Raw genomic sequence first — 16,394 nt, 5'->3', positions numbered from 1 at the left:
CGCATCCAAAGAAGGGACGCGGGCGATGCTATTGAAACAGATCGACCATTTCAATGAATTTCAGGGGTTTTCCCAGCGTAATCTGTAGCGAAATGTTGCAGGGACGCAGCGCAGGATCCAAAGCGCCGCTCGAAAGGTATTTGTCGATGGGTCAGTGAAACGTCGACTTGGAAAAGAGATTGAGAACCAGCACGCCGGCGATGATCAGCGCCAGCCCGAAAACGGCTGGCAGGTCGAGCTTCTGACCGAAGACGAGATAGCCGGCGGCAGAGATCAGCACGATGCCGAGGCCGCTCCACAGCGCGTAGGCGATGCCGACCGGAATATAGCGCAGCGTGTAGGAGAGGAAAAAGAAAGCGACGCCATAGCACAGCACCATGATCACCGTGGGCGCCAGCCGTGAGAAATGCTGCGCCGCCTGCATCGCGGAAGTGCCGAGCACCTCGAAGACGATGGCGATCACCAGGACCGTATAAAGCATGGCGGGGTTCATGGGAGGTCTCCGGTGGTTGAGAGCGGTCTGCGCCGACTTCTTGCCTACTGCAGTGAAAGCGCCTTGAGGTTCTGGAGCAGAAGCGCTCGGGTCGGCGCATCGAGTTCATGGCTCCCAAGCAGGTCCGCCAGCCAGACACCGTCGGCGGCAAAACGGGCAAGCAGGCAGTTGGGCGAGGAATCGGTCGCTGCGAATTCCTCCGCGCGTCGCGCCACCCAGTCGCGCCAGCGCGCCTTGAGATGCGGCTCGGCGAGCAATGCGATCGTCAGCACCTGCCATCCCTTCCCTTCCGCTTCCGCATCGAGCGCAAAGCAGACGGTCAGATAGGCGCGTGTAAACCACCCTTGCTCGACATCGTCGTTCGCCATTGCTTCCTCGATCGCCCGATCGAAACGTGCGACGAGTTCGTCGAAGAGGCCGTCGAGCAGGGCGAGCTTGTTCGGGAAATGATGCAGGAGCCCGCCCTTGCTGACGCCGGCCGCCTGCGACACCGCATCCAACGTAACGGCGCTGATGCCCTGCTCCAACGACAGGCGCGCGGCGACCTCCAGCAATTGCTGGCGAACGTGCTCCGGCTGCTTTTTCCTGCGATGGGCGTTTGTCATGCCCCCATCAAGATACCGTCTGGACGGTTTGTCAAGCACATGCTCGGCTCCGACGCGATGAAACGCCGCAAACAGAAGACGTGAAAGACATTGTCGAATGGCAGGTCGCGTTATACCAATCCGGCAAAGGACGACGATATGGCGGGAAGCGAAACGACAACACTTTATGAAGCGATCGGCGGCGACGCCACGGTTCGCGCGCTCACACGGCGCTTCTACGCGCTCATGGACAGCCTCCCGGAAGCCGCCCGCTGCCGCGCCGTCCATCCGCCGGATCTCTCGGGCAGCGAGGAGAAACTCTACGAATATTTGACCGGCTGGCTCGGCGGGCCGCCGATCTATGTGGAAAAACGCGGCCATCCGATGCTGCGCCGTCGCCACTTCATCGCGGAGATCGGGCCGGCCGAGCGCGACGAATGGCTTCTTTGCTTCACGCGCGCGCTCGAAGAGACCATTACCCATCCGAAATTGCGGGCGATCATTCTCGAACCGATCACGCGACTCGCCCACCACATGCAGAACAAGGAATAGCTTTCGATGCCGAACAGCGCAGCGCGCCGGACCGTGCTTTTGATTGCGGGGCTGATGGGGATTGCCGGTGTCGGCGCTGCGGCAGCGGCCTCGCACGGCGCTGACCCACGGCTTCTCGGCGGTGCCTCCGCCATGTGCCTCGCCCATGCGCCGGCACTCGTCGCACTCCACGCCGGATGGGCCCATTTCCGCACGGCCGCAATCGCCGCTTTGCTGTTGGCCGCAGGGACTGCGCTTTTCGCTGGCGATCTCGCCGCGCGCCATGCTCTCGGCCAAGGCCTTTTCCCGATGTCGGCACCGCTCGGCGGGCTGACGATGATGGCGGGCTGGCTCGCCGTGGCTGTCGGGGCATTTCTGCCGTCGAGCGCGAGCTAAAAAGCGTCCCTCACGCGCCCTCGACCACGGAGTAACCTTCGAATTTCGGTGGGCCGAGATACATGGCCTTGTTGTCGCCGGCGCTCCGGTGCGCCGCGCGGAAATTTTCCGACTTCGTCCAGGCAACGAAAGCGTCCTTGCTTTCCCAGGTCGATTTCGAAATGAAGGGCGTATAGCCCTCTTCCGGCACGCTCTCTCCGCGAAGCAGGTGGAAGGCGATGAAGCCGGGCATTTCGGCCAGGCTTGTGTCCCGGCCTTTCCAGATGGCCTCGAACGCCTCTTCCTGGCCGATCGCAATGCGGAAACGGTTCATGGCGAAGTACATGTCGTCGCTCTACTCTCTGAAATTGCGCAATTCCGGACGGAAAACCGCTACACACTTTCCCTGGAATTGCTCTAACTCTCTGAAATTACGCAATTCCGGACGGAAGACCGCTACACACTTTCCCTGGAGTTGCTCTATGCACGATCCTTCTTCAACGGAGCGTCGGTTCCGACACTCGGGAACGGCAGGATAGCGCCCTCAGGCGGTGACGCAAGGCCGAGAGGATCCCTGCCCGGCTGCCGCGCCTGCCAGCTGGGGAACTCGGCGACGTTCGGATTTTCTTCCAGCATGCGGGCCCGGCGCGTCAGCAACTCGTATAGTTCGGGCACCAGTCCATCGCCGAATTGCGAGGCCAGCTTGTGAAGACCGATCATCATCATTTGATCGGGACGCTCATCATTCATCGTCGATTCTCCAGGCACGACGTGCCCGTCTGCACGCGTGACATCGTTTTTTGGAAAGGTTAGCTGTCGCGGCTGTTGGTGGTCAGATCCTGCAGCGCCCGCTCGAGGCTCGATTTCGAGCCATTGCGCAGCGGCACGAAAGCCTTGCCCCACTTCTTGCAGCCGGTCTTAACGCGAAGACACGCGTCGTGACTGATGCAGTCGATGGGGCAGAAGACACAGTCGACCGAGGGAAGGACACGGTCGATACGCGAAACGGCTTCGCGCAAGCCCCCGTCATGATGGATCAACTCCGCGCCGAAGGAACTGGCGATCTCGCGCAGATGGGCAACCTGGCAGTCTCTGCCGCCGACATAGAGGAAGCTGCGGCCCTCGAGCGTCGCCTTGCCGGCATCGGGGCCCGGTTCGGATGCCGCATTCGCCGCTTTGCCCTTGCCGCCTTTGCCTGCGTTCTGCCGCTTGTCGCGCATGCATTCCTCTCCATCTTGTTCCGCGTCCTCGGCGCTTCTCCGCCGATCGCCCTTTGGATTTTCGATTCAGAACGCACACCAAACGGTTGCGTGACGGCGGCAACTTATTAAACTTGATAATCAGAGTAAAGTATAAACTTGAGTTTTTAATTCATATTATTTCGAGCAGAAGGCGGTCCGTTGATCCCGAGGGCGATTACCGTTTGAATTGAACTGGAATGGTGAACTGCCAACTGTCGCGCCGGGCTTCCGCGGGGATTGCCGGGAAAGGTGCGGCGCGACGGACGGTATCGAGCGCTGCCTGGTCGAGAATTGGCGATCCCGCACTTCGTGCCAAGCTGACGCCGGCGAGCCCCCCGTCGGACGTGACAGTGAACCGTACGTGAGCGACGCCGCGAAGCCCCTGGCGTTTGGCTTCGGCGGGATAGCGGATGGCCCGATTCAGCTTCCGCTGCACCTTGCCCTTGTAGTTGTCGACTGCGGCATTGCCCGCTTCCTGGGCAACGGAGCCCTGCCTGGCGCCAGTCGCCGCACTGGCCGTTGCATTTTCCACACCGTCCGCCTGACCCTTGGCCTGCGTATTCGCCTGCTCACCGCGCTCGCCGGCCTTCTTGCGTGCAACTTTCTTCTTCTTTGGCGGCGCCTTCTTCGGTTCGACCTTCTTCTCGACCTTTTCTGGCTCAGGCTTTTCTTCTGGAACTACGGTTTCGACAGGCGCGACGCTCGCTGTTACCGGTGCATCGGCGGCCTGGGTCGTCGGCATTTCGTCCGCCGGCAGGATGACATCCGCCTCTGCCGGCGGAATGTCGGACGGCTGTTCCGAGACACTCTCCGGCGTCGTCGGCGGGACCTCTTCAGGCAACTCTTCCGTCGGCGAAATCTCGCTCGGTTTCACTTCCTCCAATGCGTCCTCGATAGGCTCGACCGCGTCCAGAGGTTCGCCTGCCTGCAGTGCCTCCTCGAAGGCATTGCCAAGCAGCGTAACCTCGGTCGCCGCGCCGCCAGCCATCAGAAAATCGTCCTTGCTAGGCTCCAGCAGCATTGCTCCACCGGCGTGCGCCAACACGGAGAGACCGATCGCCACGGCCCATTTCATGATGTGCTTCATCTATGCTTGCCTTCCAATCGGCAACGTCAAACGACCGAGGCTCTCAGCCCTTGAGCTCAACCGCCGACTTGGAACCGGTCTTGAGACCCGTCATGCAGGCATTCTTGTCGACGCCGTCTCCGACACATGCCGGTGCATCATTGATCAGCAAACTCTTCACCGACTCGCATCTCGTGCCGGGCAGATCGAACTGGCGGACCTTCGTCTTGCCGGCAGGAAGGTCGCGGAAGTCGAGCACCGCCATGCGCTCGACCAAGCCCTGCTGATCGAAGAGAACGAATTCGAACGACACTTTCGCGAGCGACTGCGGCAACGCATTACCGGCAACGAAAGTCAGCTTGCACCCCTTCTCCGATGGAGCGACCTCGTTCAGCTCGATGGCGAGCCCGCCCGAAGCCGCAGCCTCCTGCGCGATGGCCGGCGCGGTCACGAAAAAAAGCGCGAATGCGACCGAAAAAGCGAAACGGAAAGGATGCGTCATCACAACACCACTCGACATCTGCACGCGTGCTCCCGGCAATCCTCAAACGGCTCGCGCTCGTAAACTTAACTATAAAAATCCGGTATTGCGTCCTTAAAGAAATATGAGTAATGAAGTCAAGATAATAAAAGGGAATACGCGGGAAGAATTCGGGAAAACAGCCGGTTCGTCCCTCGCGAACTGGCCGAAACCGTGACACCGAACGATACCGATACCGCGCGCCCCTCGCAGCCGAGCCTGGCCGACCGAACCCAGCGAATCGTGGAGAGCCGCGATCTCTTCCGCGGCGATAGCGAGATCCTCATTTCCCATGACGGTACGATCTACCGGATGAAGATCACCCGTCAGGGCAAACTGATTCTGAACAAATAGGCAGCAGACAATGATCGAGAGCATTCGCCCAACCCCGTCCGAAATTCGTGCCTACCGCGCTGCGAACCCGAAGCTGCGCGAGCGCGATATCGCCGCGCAGCTCGGCGTTTCGGAAGCTGCGCTCGTTGCCGCCGAATGCGGCCTGACGACGGTTCGCATCGATAGCAACGCCAACCGTTTCCTGGAGCGGGTCGAGGAACTGGGTGAAGTGCTCGCGCTCACGCGCAACGAAAGCGCGGTCCACGAGAAGATCGGCGTCTACGAGAATATCAAGGCAGGAAAGGCGGCCGCGCTGGTGCTGGGGACCGAAATCGACCTGCGCATCTTCCCAGGCGCCTGGGCCCACGGTTTTGCCGTCACGAAGACCGACTCCAACGGCGACGTCCGCCGCAGCCTGCAATTCTTCGATAAGTGGGGCCATGCCGTCCACAAGGTTCACCTGCGCCCCGCCTCGAACGGAGCGGCCTACGACAGGATCGTCAAAGACTTCCGCCTGGAGGACCAGTCGCAGGACTTCGTTGCCGACACGAGCGCACCGACGAGCGACGACAAGTCCGACGTTGCGGTCGATGCCGAGGAACTCCGGGACCGCTGGTCGAAACTGACCGACACTCACCAGTTCCACGGCATGTTGCGCAACCTGAACATCGGTCGGCGCCAAGCCCTCCATGCCGTCGGCGAGGATCTGGCCTGGCGCCTCGATCCGACGGGCGTCGAGGCGATGATGCGCGGCAGCGCCGAAATTGAACTGCCGATCATGTGCTTCGTCGGCAATCGCGGCGTCATCCAGATCCATTCCGGTCCGGTTGCCCGCATCGGGGTGATGGGCCCGTGGCTCAACGTAATGGATCCGACATTCCATCTGCATCTGCGCACGGACCATATCACCGAATTGTGGGCGGTCCGCAAACCGACGACCGACGGCCATGTGACCTCGCTCGAGGCACTCGACGCCAAGGGCGAGATGGTCATCCAGTTCTTCGGCAAGCGCAAGGAAGGTCTCGCCGAGCGGCCGGAGTGGCGCGGCCTTGTCGAAGGCCTGCCCCGGCTCAACACGATCGTCGCCGCCTGAGGAGCGATCATGATCACAGGTCTCGATTTCCGCCGCCTTCGCCGCTGGGAGCTGGCGCTTGCCGCCTTCGCGCTCTCCGCGCCCCTGTTGCTGCCGGCACTGGCCCCCGAAGGGCCCTCGTTCCTGCGCCCGGCAATGGCCGAGGACATGCAGCAGCCCGATGTTTCCCGCCTCGTGTCGGTTGGCGGCGCGATCACCGAGATCATCTACGCACTCGGCGAGGAAAGCCGCCTCGTCGGCCGCGACTCCACCAGCACCTATCCGGAAGCGGCAACGAAGCTGCCGGACGTCGGCTATATGCGGCAACTGGCGCCGGAAGGCATCATCGCCGTCAATCCGACAGCAATCGTCGCGATCGAAGGCAGCGGACCGCCCGAGGCGCTTGCCGTGCTTAAGGAAGCAAAGATCCCTTTCACCAGCATCCCCGATACCTTCGACAAAAACGGTATCGTCGCGAAGATCCGTGCCGTCGGCGCTTTTCTTGGCGTGAAGGACAAGGCGGAGGCGCTCGCCCAATCGGTGGAGAAGGACCTCGATGGTGCGCTGGCGGAGGCAGCCAAGCGTCGCGAAAGCGAACGCAAGCGTGTTCTCTTCATTCTCAGTACGCAGGGCGGCAAGATCCTGGCATCGGGTACCGGCACGGCCGCTGACGGCATCATCAAGCTTTCCGGCGCGGTCAATGCCGCCGCAACGTTTCCAGGTTATAAGGCGCTGACGGACGAGGCGATCATCGAAGCCAAGCCGGACGTCGTGCTGATGATGACTCGGGGCGGCGATCATTCCGCCGGCGTCGAGGAACTGTTCGCCATGCCGGCCCTGAGCCTGACACCAGCGGCAAAGAGCAAGGCGCTGGTCCGCATGGACGGGCTGGATCTGCTTGGCTTCGGCCCCCGCACTGCCGGCGCCATCCGCGAACTGAACAACGCAATCTATGGAAAGAAGACCAATGCCTCGCAGTGAGGCGATGGAAGGCAGCATGCGCGCGCCTGCCTTCGCCGCCAACATCGTCAGCGAATGGCGCGCCGGGAACCGCTCGGGCCTTGCGCGCCTGCTGATTGTCGTGCTCGCGCTTCTTGCGACCGCGACGTTCGTCACGTCGATCATGACCGGCGCCGCCGACGCCTCGCTCTCCAATGTCGTCCATTGGCTGGCCGGCACAGGGGGCGCCGATCAGGCGCTGAGCGTCCGCGACCGCATCATTATACTTGACATCCGCCTGCCGCGTGCGGTGCTCGGTTTGCTCGTCGGTGCGGCGCTGGCCGTCTCTGGTGTGGTGATGCAGGGCCTCTTTCGCAACCCGCTCGCCGACCCTGGCCTCGTCGGCGTTTCGTCGGGTGCAAGCCTTGGCGCCGTTCTGCTGATCGTCCTCGGTTCGAGCGTGTTCGGCCCGCTCTTTGCGCTCGTGGGTTTTTACGCGCTTCCGGTCGCCGCTTTCCTCGGCGGCCTTGCCACGACCCTGCTCCTCTACCGCATTGCGACGCGCGGTGGCCAGACTTCAGTGGCGACAATGCTGCTTGCGGGCATTGCGCTCGGCGCGCTCACCGGTGCGGTCACAGGCGTACTCGTCTTCATTGCCGACGATAAGCAACTGCGCGACCTGACCTTCTGGGGCCTCGGCTCGCTGGCCGGCGCCAACTGGACGAAGATCCTCGCCGCCGCGCCGATCATCATGATGTCGCTTGCGGTGGGCCCCCTCTTGGCACGTGGCCTGAACGCAATCACGCTTGGCGAAGCCGCGGCGTTCCACATGGGTATTCCCGTCCAGCGCCTCAAGAATATCGCGATTCTCAGCGTTGCGGCCGCGACGGGCGCATCCGTTGCCGTCAGTGGCGGCATCGGTTTCGTGGGTATCGTCGTGCCCCATCTGCTGCGCCTCGTCATCGGTCCGGACCACCGCTACCTGCTGCCTGCCTCTGCGCTCCTCGGCGGCACCATGCTGATCTTCGCCGATATGGTGGCCCGGACGATCGTTTCGCCCGCCGAATTGCCGATCGGCATCATCACGGCCTTCGTCGGCGCACCGTTCTTTCTCTGGATCCTGCTGCGTGGCCGATCGAACATGGGGCTTTGAGAGCGCGTCATGATCACGGTTTCCGATATCTCCGTCCGTCTTGCCGGCAGGCAGGTGATCCATGGCGTCTCGTTCGGTGCTGCTCCGGGCACGATGACGGCGATCGTCGGCCCGAACGGATCAGGCAAGACAACCACCTTGAAGGCGGTTTCCGGCGAACTCCCGCTTGCATCGGGCAAGGTCACGATCAACGGCCATGATCTCGCCGCCCTCAGGCCGTGGGAGCTTGCGCTCAAACGTGGCGTCCTGCCGCAATCGACCGTTATTTCCTTCCCCTTCACGGTGCGAGAAATCGTCCGTCTCGGCCTTTCGGCCGGCGACACAGGCAGTGACTCCGCCAACGACCGCATTGCCGACGATGCGCTCGAGGCCGTTGATCTGGCGGGCTTTGCCGGACGCTTCTATCAGGAGCTCTCGGGCGGCGAACAACAGCGCGTCCAGCTTGCGCGTGTCCTTTGCCAGATCTCGGCCCCGGTCAGCGATGGTGAGCCTCGCTATCTCCTGCTCGACGAGCCCGTATCGAGCCTCGACATCCGCCACCAGCTGACGATCATGCAGCTTGCGCGCCAATTCTGCCACCGCGGAGGCGGCGTCATCGCCGTCATGCACGACCTCAATCTGACCGCGATGTTCGCGGACCAGATGGTCATGATGAGAGCCGGCCACGTCCGCGCGAGCGGACCGCCGCGGGAGGTCCTGAACGACGAAACCATGGAAGCCGTGTTCGGATGCCGGATGCAGGTCAACGTCACTCCGACGCGCGATATCCCCTTCGTACTGCCACAATCGGTGACGATCTGATCGCGCCCGGACGCCCGCGCGCTTTTTCGCTGCGCCCAGGAGCTGTTTGCGGTAACGGCAGGATTTATCGAAACAAATCTCGCCTTCGCGCGTTGTTCCGCTGAATCTCGGGCGAGACACGCCTTGCCCGAGAGGGGTGGAATATGCGCCGGCTGTCTTGGCCGGCGTTGCAGCGAAAGGGAGCTTCACATCATGGCAACGGGCCTCTTCTCGAGTTCGAGCACCAGGAAACGCAACGGCGGGCACGGCGAAACGCCAATCGAAGACCAGCTCCAGGAAATTCGGGCGGACATGGCGGCACTCGTCGGACTGCTCAGCGAGCGCGGGGCGGCCGTCTCCCAAGACGCAAAAACCAAGGCAAAGGGCGCGCGTGATCGGGCCGAAGCCGATCTCGAAAATCTGCTGGCAAGCGGCGAGCAACTGCTCTCGGATTTACGCGACCGCTATTCCGGGACGGAAAGGGAGATCCGCAGGGCGGTGCGCGAGCACCCGATCGCAACGCTCGGCGCAGCAGCGGCGATAGGTCTTATCGCGGCTGCGCTTCTGCGCCGATAGGCATGTCCACGGCGTGAACGATCTGCCGCAGGAAGGCCGTTCTTCCTGCCCGCATGACGCAATCGGAGTAGCTCGCATGGGAACGCTCGGGGCCGCCTTGTCCGCTTTGCTTGCAGTAGACGTGGCTGCAGCCACCTCACGCTACAGGCGCAACGTGATCTTATGGGCGACCATCGCGACCTTGCTCGGCACGGCTTATATCTTCGCGCTGGCAGCAGTCACGCTCTTTCTCGCCGCGCGCTACTCGCCGGTGGCCGCGGTTTCGGCGATGGCCGTCGTTCTGTTCGTGACAGCATTGATCCTGATCGCGGTGGTGGCGGGGCTCCGCGCCCGCGACCGGCGGCTCGCCGAAGAGCGCCGGCGCCTCGCGGCGATGCAGACGAATCTGGCGCTCGTGGCCGCAGCAGGCATCTTGCGACGGCAGCCGCTGCTCGCCGTGGCGACCGCCGTTGCGGTCGGAGCCCTGCTCGGCCTCGGCAAGGGCCGGCATCGCGATGAAAAGCGCTGACTCAGCGCGCCCGTAACGGCCTATCCTGCCGCCGCGACCTCGCCCTCGCGGCCACTGCATTTGTCCTTGAATCATAGCCGATTTAGGGACAAAAACATGCAACACTTCAAAGTGTTACAGCGTCCTTTGTACGTCTGATAAGACGCACCGCGCTGTAGGCTGGACAGAATCACAGTCACAAGGGCAACCGGATGAGCGCAGTCACGCCGGCCGGCAGATATTCGACCTTGACCGAGCTGCCGATGACCTTGTCGAGACTGCGCTCGATCAGGATCGAGCCGAAACCACGTCTTTTCGGCTCGCGAACCGGCGGGCCGCCCACCTCGGTCCAGGTCAGATGCAGCACGGCGCCGCCGTCTTCGACGACGCCACGCGCGGTGAGCACGACCTTGCCTTTCGGCACCGAGAGCGACCCGTATTTCAGGGCGTTCGTCGCCAGCTCGTGCAGCACCAATCCAAGTCCAACCGCCTGATCGGGCCCCAGCAGAATTTCGTCCTTATGGAGCTCGACCTGTTCGGCATAGTCGCTGACATAGGGACGCAACTGCTTCGATATCAGTTCCGAGAGGTGGATCGTGCCCCATTCGTAGTCGGAGAGCAGCCCGTGCGCGTCCGAGATGGACTGGAGCCGGCCGGCGAATGCGGCCATGAATTCGACAGGATCGCTCGTCTGTCGAAGCGTCTGACGGGCGAGCGACTGCAGCATCGCCAAGGTGTTCTTGACCCGGTGGTTCAGTTCCTTGAGCAGAAGCCGCGTCCGCTGTACCGCAGCCTGCTGATCGGTGACATCGATGGTCATGCCGAGGAAGGTCAGCGGAGCACCCTTGCCGTCGCGGTCGTGCACCCTGCCGCGCCCGAGCAGCCAGCGCCCGCTGTCGCCGATGCGAAACATGCCGTCATATTCCTCGTTCGCGGTCATCGCCTGCCTGAGTTTGGAAAACGTCGCGATGCGGTCATCGGGATGGATGGCGGCGAAGATCTTCCTGGCGCCGACCAACCGCTCGGGCGGGAGCCCGAACATGCGCATCATCGCGCCGTTTCCGGCAACCGTGCCGGCGCGGATATCCCAAAGCCAGCTGCCGACATTCGCTGCGTCGAGCGCCATGGCGAGGCGCTGTTCCTCGCGCGAAAGCGCCGCCTCCTTGAGCGCACGCCGGCGCGACTCGTCCTTGAGCTTGAGCAGCGATGCGGCAATACCGGCAATCCGGCGAAGCTCATCGATCAGTTTCGGCGCGATTTCCTTACGCGGCGCCACATCGAAAACACAGACTGTGCCAATCGCCTGGCCGTCCAAGAGAATGGAAGCGCCCGCATAGAAACGCAGGAATGGTGCGTCTGTGACCCTTGGCCGATGACGAAACAATGGATGCCGCGAGGCATCGAGCACGACGAAGACGCCGTCGGGATCTGCGACCGTGTGGAGGCAGAAAGATTCGTCGCAGCGCAGCCGCGTGTCCGTCGTTCCGACGGCCGCCTTGAGCCATTGCCATTCACTATCAACGAGGCTGACGAGCGCAATTGGTGCGCTGAACAGGCTTGCCGCGAGCTTTGCAAGACCGTCGAAGTCGCCGTCCGGCACCGCCATGTCGGGCACGACGGTATGCAGGACGCCAAGCCGTTCGCGGGCATCGAGCACCTGCGCTACCGTTGGAAGCGTCGCCTCGGTCTTCTCGCGCATCCGGTCCAACTCCAAACTCGCGCACCCGTCGCAGCAGAACCGATCAGGATCCACCGCATGTTTCCTTAAATCGTACCCGATTTAAGGTTAAGAACATGCTGCAGTTCAAAGTGCTACAGCGTCCATTGCGCGTCTGAAAAGACGCACGGCGCCGCAGAAGGTTCCGGCCCTCACCGCCGTGACTGGTGCTCGGAGCAAAAAAGCAGGACCGCCGCCGACTTGCAACGGTCTGGCCTCAAGAACGCACGAAGATCACGAAACGAATGCGCGCGAGGTAATGGGCGCCGAGGTCTCGTCAGGGCCGTAGTCATTCTCGCCTTGCACCTGGAGAATTTCCTGCAGGCGCTGACGCGCGCGATTGACGCGGCTCTTGATGGTACCGAGCGCGCAGCCGCAGATCTTTGCAGCTTCTTCGTAGGAGAAGCCGGATGCACCGACCAGGATGATCGCTTCGCGCTGGTCCGGTGGCAACTGCTCCAGAGCCCGCCGGAAATCCTGGAGATCGAGCGAACCGTATTGCTCGGGATGGTGGGCGAGCGTTTCGGTGAAATGGCCGTCGCTGTCCTGAATCTCGCGACCACGCTTGCGCATTTGGCTGTAGAGCTCGTTGCGCAGGATCGTGAAGAGCCACGCCTTCATGTTCGTGCCGATCTCGAAATGGTCCTGTTTTGCCCAGGCCTTCATGATCGTGTCCTGCACGAGATCGTCCGCTCGGTCGTGGCGGCCGATCAGCGACATGGCAAAGGCGCGCAGGCTAGGAAGTGCGGCGAGCATCTCGCGCTTGAATTCTTGGTTTTCGGACGACATCCCGGCGCCTACTCCCTCCCTTGCAGAACCGATTGGCCTTGCGGAGTCGAGTGCTGTTCCGCCGCGTCCAGCTTTTCCAGCAAATCAAGAAACCGTGCAGGAATCGCCTCTTCCTGCACCGACTGATAGAGCGCCTTCAGCTTCGCTGCGATCTGTGCATTCGGATCACCGGTCGACGAGCTTGTGCCAATCGGCCGCCCTGCCCCTGAACTATATCTCATCTTGCAATCATCACCTTGGAGAGTTCGCCTGCACCATAACGCAGAAAAAAAATGAAATGTTCCAGCGCGGAACCTTTTTTTCGGCCGGGCGTTTTCGCGTCGAGACAAGAACCGAACAAATGACTGAGGGAGTCTTGCATGACACTGTCTAACCGGATCGCGCCGCTCCTGCCCTATTTGCGCCGTTATTCCCGCGCGCTGACAGGCTCGCAAACGTCGGGCGATGCTTATGTGGCCGCGGTTCTTGAGGCTCTTATCGCGGACACGACAATCTTTCCCGAAGCAAGCAACGACAGGGTCGCGCTGTTTCGCCTTTATACGTCCTTGTTCGGCTCATCCTCGGTGCTGATCCCCGAGCCGGTTTCGCCTTTTGCCTGGGAACAGCGGGCATCAGTCAACCTCGCGGCGGTGTCACCGCTGGCGCGGCAGGCCTTCCTGCTGGTGTCGGTCGAAGGCTTCAGCCCCAACGAGGCTGCAGAGGTGCTTGATGTCGATGCAGCCAAGCTGAGCACACTTCTGGAGCGGGCGTCGCAGGAAATCTCTCGTCAGGTTGCGACCGATATCATGATCATCGAGGACGAACCGCTGATCGCAATCGACATCGAGCAGATGGTCAAAAGTCTCGGCCATCGCGTCACCGGCATCGCGCGGACCCGGGACGAGGCAATCGCCCTTTACAAGGACACGAAGCCGAGCATGGTGCTCGCCGATATTCAGTTGGCCGATGGAAGTTCCGGCATAGATGCCGTGAACGAGATCCTGAAGACCGCTGCCATTCCGGTGATTTTCATCACAGCCTTCCCCGAAAGACTGCTGACCGGCGAACGGCCCGAACCAACTTTCCTCGTCACGAAGCCCTTCAACCCGGAAATGGTTAAGGCGCTCATCAGCCAGGCGCTCTTCTTCAACGAGTCGACGAAGGCGGCTGCCTGAGCAGCAATCCGGAAGCGACGGGCGACCGCCCGTCTTCGAAGAGTCTAACGCAAAACAGCCAGTGCCGAGGGAAAGGCACTGGCTGAGCTTTATCAACTCACAGAGGGGATGTGAGTTGGGCAACCGGCGGTATGCCTCCGGCGTCACATTGGGGGCGATGTGCGCCACCGTCCGGTTGTCCGCTCCAACGCGCCAGGAAGAGAAAGGTTCCACAAAAAAGTAAAATCGACGAGGACGCCGGTTAGTCCATGGCCTCCAGTTCGGCCCGATGTCGGTAAAGCGTGAGAAACCGCCGATAGTCGCGATCGTAGACGTTTCGCGATGCCGCATCGGGAAGGCGTTCGTGACCGCTGGACGCCATTGCCGTCCCTGCCTCTGCGAGATCGGAATAAAGCCCGCCGGCGACAGCCGCCGCCATCGCAGTGCCGAGCAGCACGGCATCGGGCGTTTCAGGCGCAACGACGCGGCAGCCCGTCGCGTCGCAATAAAGCTCCATCAGCAGCGGATTGCGCACATGCCCGCCGGTCACGTGCAGCGTATCGAGATTGTATCCCGCCTCTTTCATCATTTCGAGGATGTGCCGGATTCCAAGCGCGATCGCGACGCAGGTGCGCCAATAAAGACGGCAAAGCGCATCGAACGATGAATCGAGCGCCAGACCGCTGACGACGCCGAGCGCGTGCGGATCGGCGAGCGGCGACCGGTTGCCGTGAAAATCGGGAAGGACATGCAGCCGATCGGCGAATGCCGGGCCATGCAGCGCGCGCAGTTCCTGCACGCGCTCGATGATCTTCATGTGCGTCTCCGCGGTCGGTTCCCGCCCGCCGCCATGCACGCGCACGATATGATCGAGCAGCGCACCCGTCGCCGACTGCCCGCCCTCGACCAACCAGCAACCCGGAAGCACCGCCTCGAAATACGGGCCCCACATGCCGAAGCCGGGCTTCATCTCACGTGAAAAGGCGACAATACAGCTCGAGGTGCCGGCGATGAGGGCGAGTTGCCGTTCGAGATTTGCGGGCTCGGCGGCAAATCTGCCGAGCACGCCGAGCGCACCGGCATAGGCATCGATCAGCCCCGGTGCAACCTGGCATTCCGTGTCGAGGCCGAGTTCTTCCGCCGCTGCTGCGGTCAGACGCCCAACCGCACTGCCGACGGGCAGTGTTCCCTCAGGCAGCCCCCCTCGGTCGAGAAGGTCCGCAAGGCCGATCTGTTCGAGATAGTCCGGCTGCCAGCCCCTCTCCTTGTGCGCGAGATAATTCCATTTTGCCGTGAGCGTGCAACGCGAACGAGCCGTGCTGCCAGTCGCGCGCCAGGACATGTAATCTGCGAGATCGAAGAAATAACCGGCCCTTTCCCATTGCCCGGGAAGGTGTCGCTTCAGCCACATCAACTTCGGCATTTCCATCTCCGGCGACATCACGCGGCCGGAATGGTGGAGGACGGGATGCTCTGTCGAGGTGCAGAAATCGGCCTCCTTGAGCGCTCGGTGATCGAGCCAGACGATCGTGTCCCAGCGCGCGTCACCGGCACGATTGATTGAAAGCGGTGCGCCATCGCGGTCGCGCACGACCAGCGAGCACGTCGCGTCGAAACCGATCGCCGCGACATTGTCCGTAGCGACCCCGGCCGTGTCGCGTGCCGACTTGACCGCCCCGCAGACCGCCGCCCAAATGTCCTCGGAATCATGCTCGGCGTGGTTTTCTTCCGGCCGGTTCATCGCAATCGGCCTGTCGGCCCGCGCGAGAAGCTTGCCTTTCCGGTCAAAAATACCGGCACGGGCGCTACCGGTGCCGATATCGACCGCAACGACATATTCGCGCATTAATGGATGTCTCCGTCCCGAGATCACGATGATTTAAGAGGTCAGAGCGGGATGTGGGCACGCTCTATTGCCGCGATCGTGCTCTGACTTATTGTCGGACAAACTGTATCAATTCGCCCATATCGTCAAACAGCACATCGGGATGGAGTTGAGCCAGTGCTCGGCGATGCCGGTCGTTCCGTGCGTGGCTGGCGCCGGCGAAGGCAAAGACGCGCATGCCGGCCGCTTTCGCCGCCTCGATGCCGGCCGGGCTGTCTTCCACGACGACGCAATCGGCGGACGCGTAACCCATTTGCCTGCTCGCATAGAGAAAGAGATCGGGCGCTGGCTTGCCGTGCGCGACCATGCTGGCGCTGAAGATGTGCGGCTCGAAGAGGTCGATCAGTCCGGTCACCGTCAGGGAAAGGCGAATGCGCTCGGGCTGGCTCGACGACGCGACGCAGCAGGCTCCGTCGAGCTGTTCGACCGCCCGGCGAATGCCGTCAACGGGCTTCAGTTCCTCGCGGAAGCGCGCATAAAGGCGCGTCCGCATGCCTTCGAGAAAGGCGTCGTCAGTCGCAAGTCCGTGTTCGTCATGAAGGATCGCGGACATGCTTTTAAGGCTGCGGCCGAGGAAGCGTTCGCTCGCCTCGGCCGTCGTCATCGATATTCCCGCCGCATCCAGTGCCTCGACAAGGACGGCAAGCGAGATCGGTTCGCTGTCTACCAGGACGCCGTCGCAGTCGAAGATCACCAGCCTGGAGGCGCCGCCCGCCATCG

22 protein-coding genes are annotated in these 16,394 nt (G+C 62.2%); 10 read left to right on the top strand and 12 right to left on the bottom strand.

Annotated elements, in window-relative coordinates:
* Window positions 1-151 precede the first annotated feature (151 nt).
* Window positions 152-493, bottom strand: a complete 342-nt coding sequence (locus QN222_RS10025; protein WP_180938702.1) for an SMR family transporter — start codon at window positions 491-493, stop codon at window positions 152-154.
* 44 nt (window positions 494-537) lie between these two features.
* On the bottom strand, window positions 538-1,098 hold the full coding sequence (locus QN222_RS10020) for a TetR/AcrR family transcriptional regulator (RefSeq protein ID WP_283962217.1): 561 nt from the start codon (window positions 1,096-1,098) through the stop codon (window positions 538-540).
* Between the two features lie 138 nt (window positions 1,099-1,236).
* On the opposite strand from QN222_RS10020, the gene QN222_RS10015 reads away from it, so the two are divergent.
* Together QN222_RS10015 and QN222_RS10010 are read left to right on the top strand one after the other, a co-directional pair.
* Window positions 1,237-1,629, top strand: a complete 393-nt coding sequence (locus QN222_RS10015; RefSeq protein WP_283962216.1) for a globin — start codon at window positions 1,237-1,239, stop codon at window positions 1,627-1,629.
* 6 nt (window positions 1,630-1,635) lie between these two features.
* The gene (locus QN222_RS10010; RefSeq protein ID WP_283962215.1) at window positions 1,636-2,004 is read left to right on the top strand and encodes a DUF423 domain-containing protein; all 369 of its coding nucleotides are present in this window, start codon (window positions 1,636-1,638) and stop codon (window positions 2,002-2,004) included.
* A 10-nt stretch (window positions 2,005-2,014) separates the two neighbouring features.
* On the opposite strand, the gene QN222_RS10005 is transcribed toward QN222_RS10010, so the two are convergent.
* From QN222_RS10005 to QN222_RS09985, 5 genes are all read right to left on the bottom strand, one after another.
* The gene (locus QN222_RS10005; RefSeq protein ID WP_283962214.1) at window positions 2,015-2,329 is read right to left on the bottom strand and encodes an antibiotic biosynthesis monooxygenase; all 315 of its coding nucleotides are present in this window, start codon (window positions 2,327-2,329) and stop codon (window positions 2,015-2,017) included.
* Window positions 2,330-2,463: 134 nt separating this feature from the next.
* On the bottom strand, window positions 2,464-2,733 hold the full coding sequence (locus QN222_RS10000) for a hypothetical protein (RefSeq protein WP_283962213.1): 270 nt from the start codon (window positions 2,731-2,733) through the stop codon (window positions 2,464-2,466).
* Window positions 2,734-2,792: 59 nt separating this feature from the next.
* Entirely contained in the window at window positions 2,793-3,203 is a 411-nt protein-coding gene (locus QN222_RS09995; protein ID WP_283962212.1) for a DUF2325 domain-containing protein, read from the bottom strand.
* A 196-nt stretch (window positions 3,204-3,399) separates the two neighbouring features.
* A complete protein-coding gene (locus tag QN222_RS09990) occupies window positions 3,400-4,311 on the bottom strand; it encodes an energy transducer TonB (RefSeq protein WP_283962211.1) in 912 nt (303 codons plus the stop codon).
* A gap of 43 nt (window positions 4,312-4,354) precedes the next feature.
* The gene (locus QN222_RS09985) at window positions 4,355-4,792 is read right to left on the bottom strand and encodes a hypothetical protein (protein ID WP_283962268.1); all 438 of its coding nucleotides are present in this window, start codon (window positions 4,790-4,792) and stop codon (window positions 4,355-4,357) included.
* 192 nt (window positions 4,793-4,984) lie between these two features.
* Between QN222_RS09985 and hemP the strand changes: the two genes are divergently transcribed.
* The 7 genes from hemP (at window position 4,985) to QN222_RS09950 (ending at window position 10,171) form a co-directional block, all read left to right on the top strand.
* Window positions 4,985-5,164, top strand: a complete 180-nt coding sequence (gene hemP / locus QN222_RS09980) for a hemin uptake protein HemP (protein ID WP_283962210.1) — start codon at window positions 4,985-4,987, stop codon at window positions 5,162-5,164.
* 10 nt (window positions 5,165-5,174) lie between these two features.
* Window positions 5,175-6,236: a hemin-degrading factor gene (locus QN222_RS09975; protein WP_283962209.1), complete on the top strand. Its 1,062-nt coding sequence runs from the start codon at window positions 5,175-5,177 to the stop codon at window positions 6,234-6,236.
* Window positions 6,237-6,245: 9 nt separating this feature from the next.
* Window positions 6,246-7,196: a hemin ABC transporter substrate-binding protein gene (locus QN222_RS09970; protein WP_283962208.1), complete on the top strand. Its 951-nt coding sequence runs from the start codon at window positions 6,246-6,248 to the stop codon at window positions 7,194-7,196.
* Window positions 7,183-8,307 (top strand): iron ABC transporter permease, encoded by a 1,125-nt coding sequence (locus QN222_RS09965; RefSeq protein ID WP_284005405.1) that lies wholly within the window; start codon window positions 7,183-7,185, stop codon window positions 8,305-8,307. The genes QN222_RS09970 and QN222_RS09965 overlap by 14 nt, the downstream gene beginning before the upstream one ends.
* Window positions 8,308-8,316: 9 nt before the next feature.
* Window positions 8,317-9,108, top strand: a complete 792-nt coding sequence (locus tag QN222_RS09960; RefSeq protein ID WP_283963142.1) for a heme ABC transporter ATP-binding protein — start codon at window positions 8,317-8,319, stop codon at window positions 9,106-9,108.
* Between the two features lie 192 nt (window positions 9,109-9,300).
* Window positions 9,301-9,663 carry a hypothetical protein gene (locus tag QN222_RS09955; RefSeq protein ID WP_283963143.1) on the top strand — a complete coding sequence of 121 codons (363 nt, stop codon included), beginning with the start codon at window positions 9,301-9,303 and terminating at the stop codon, window positions 9,661-9,663.
* 76 nt (window positions 9,664-9,739) lie between these two features.
* Window positions 9,740-10,171 (top strand): hypothetical protein, encoded by a 432-nt coding sequence (locus tag QN222_RS09950; protein WP_283963144.1) that lies wholly within the window; start codon window positions 9,740-9,742, stop codon window positions 10,169-10,171.
* Window positions 10,172-10,346: 175 nt separating this feature from the next.
* On the opposite strand, the gene QN222_RS09945 is transcribed toward QN222_RS09950, so the two are convergent.
* The 3 genes from QN222_RS09945 to QN222_RS09935 all read right to left on the bottom strand — a co-directional run bounded on the left by QN222_RS09945 (window position 10,347) and on the right by QN222_RS09935 (window position 12,877).
* On the bottom strand, window positions 10,347-11,849 hold the full coding sequence (locus QN222_RS09945; RefSeq protein WP_283963145.1) for a sensor histidine kinase: 1,503 nt from the start codon (window positions 11,847-11,849) through the stop codon (window positions 10,347-10,349).
* A gap of 252 nt (window positions 11,850-12,101) precedes the next feature.
* Window positions 12,102-12,656 carry an RNA polymerase sigma factor gene (locus QN222_RS09940; protein WP_283963146.1) on the bottom strand — a complete coding sequence of 185 codons (555 nt, stop codon included), beginning with the start codon at window positions 12,654-12,656 and terminating at the stop codon, window positions 12,102-12,104.
* An 8-nt stretch (window positions 12,657-12,664) separates the two neighbouring features.
* Complete coding sequence (locus QN222_RS09935) at window positions 12,665-12,877, bottom strand: NepR family anti-sigma factor (protein ID WP_283963147.1); 213 nt, start codon at window positions 12,875-12,877, stop codon at window positions 12,665-12,667.
* A 138-nt stretch (window positions 12,878-13,015) separates the two neighbouring features.
* Between QN222_RS09935 and QN222_RS09930 the strand changes: the two genes are divergently transcribed.
* Window positions 13,016-13,810, top strand: coding sequence for a response regulator (locus QN222_RS09930; RefSeq protein ID WP_283963148.1), 795 nt, complete (start codon window positions 13,016-13,018; stop codon window positions 13,808-13,810).
* Window positions 13,811-14,051: 241 nt separating this feature from the next.
* Here the strand turns inward: QN222_RS09930 and QN222_RS09925 are convergent, their stop codons facing one another.
* Both QN222_RS09925 and QN222_RS09920 read right to left on the bottom strand, forming a co-directional pair.
* On the bottom strand, window positions 14,052-15,635 hold the full coding sequence (locus QN222_RS09925) for an FGGY-family carbohydrate kinase (RefSeq protein WP_284005403.1): 1,584 nt from the start codon (window positions 15,633-15,635) through the stop codon (window positions 14,052-14,054).
* A gap of 88 nt (window positions 15,636-15,723) precedes the next feature.
* Window positions 15,724-16,392 (bottom strand): HAD family hydrolase, encoded by a 669-nt coding sequence (locus QN222_RS09920; protein WP_283963151.1) that lies wholly within the window; start codon window positions 16,390-16,392, stop codon window positions 15,724-15,726.
* Window positions 16,393-16,394: the final 2 nt, after the last annotated feature.

This window comes from Sinorhizobium sp. 6-70 (assembly GCF_030124375.1).
Lineage (GTDB): Bacteria > Pseudomonadota > Alphaproteobacteria > Rhizobiales > Rhizobiaceae > Sinorhizobium.
The sequence above is the reverse complement of the archived record's forward strand: the minus strand, read 5'-3'. Positions and strand labels throughout refer to the sequence as shown.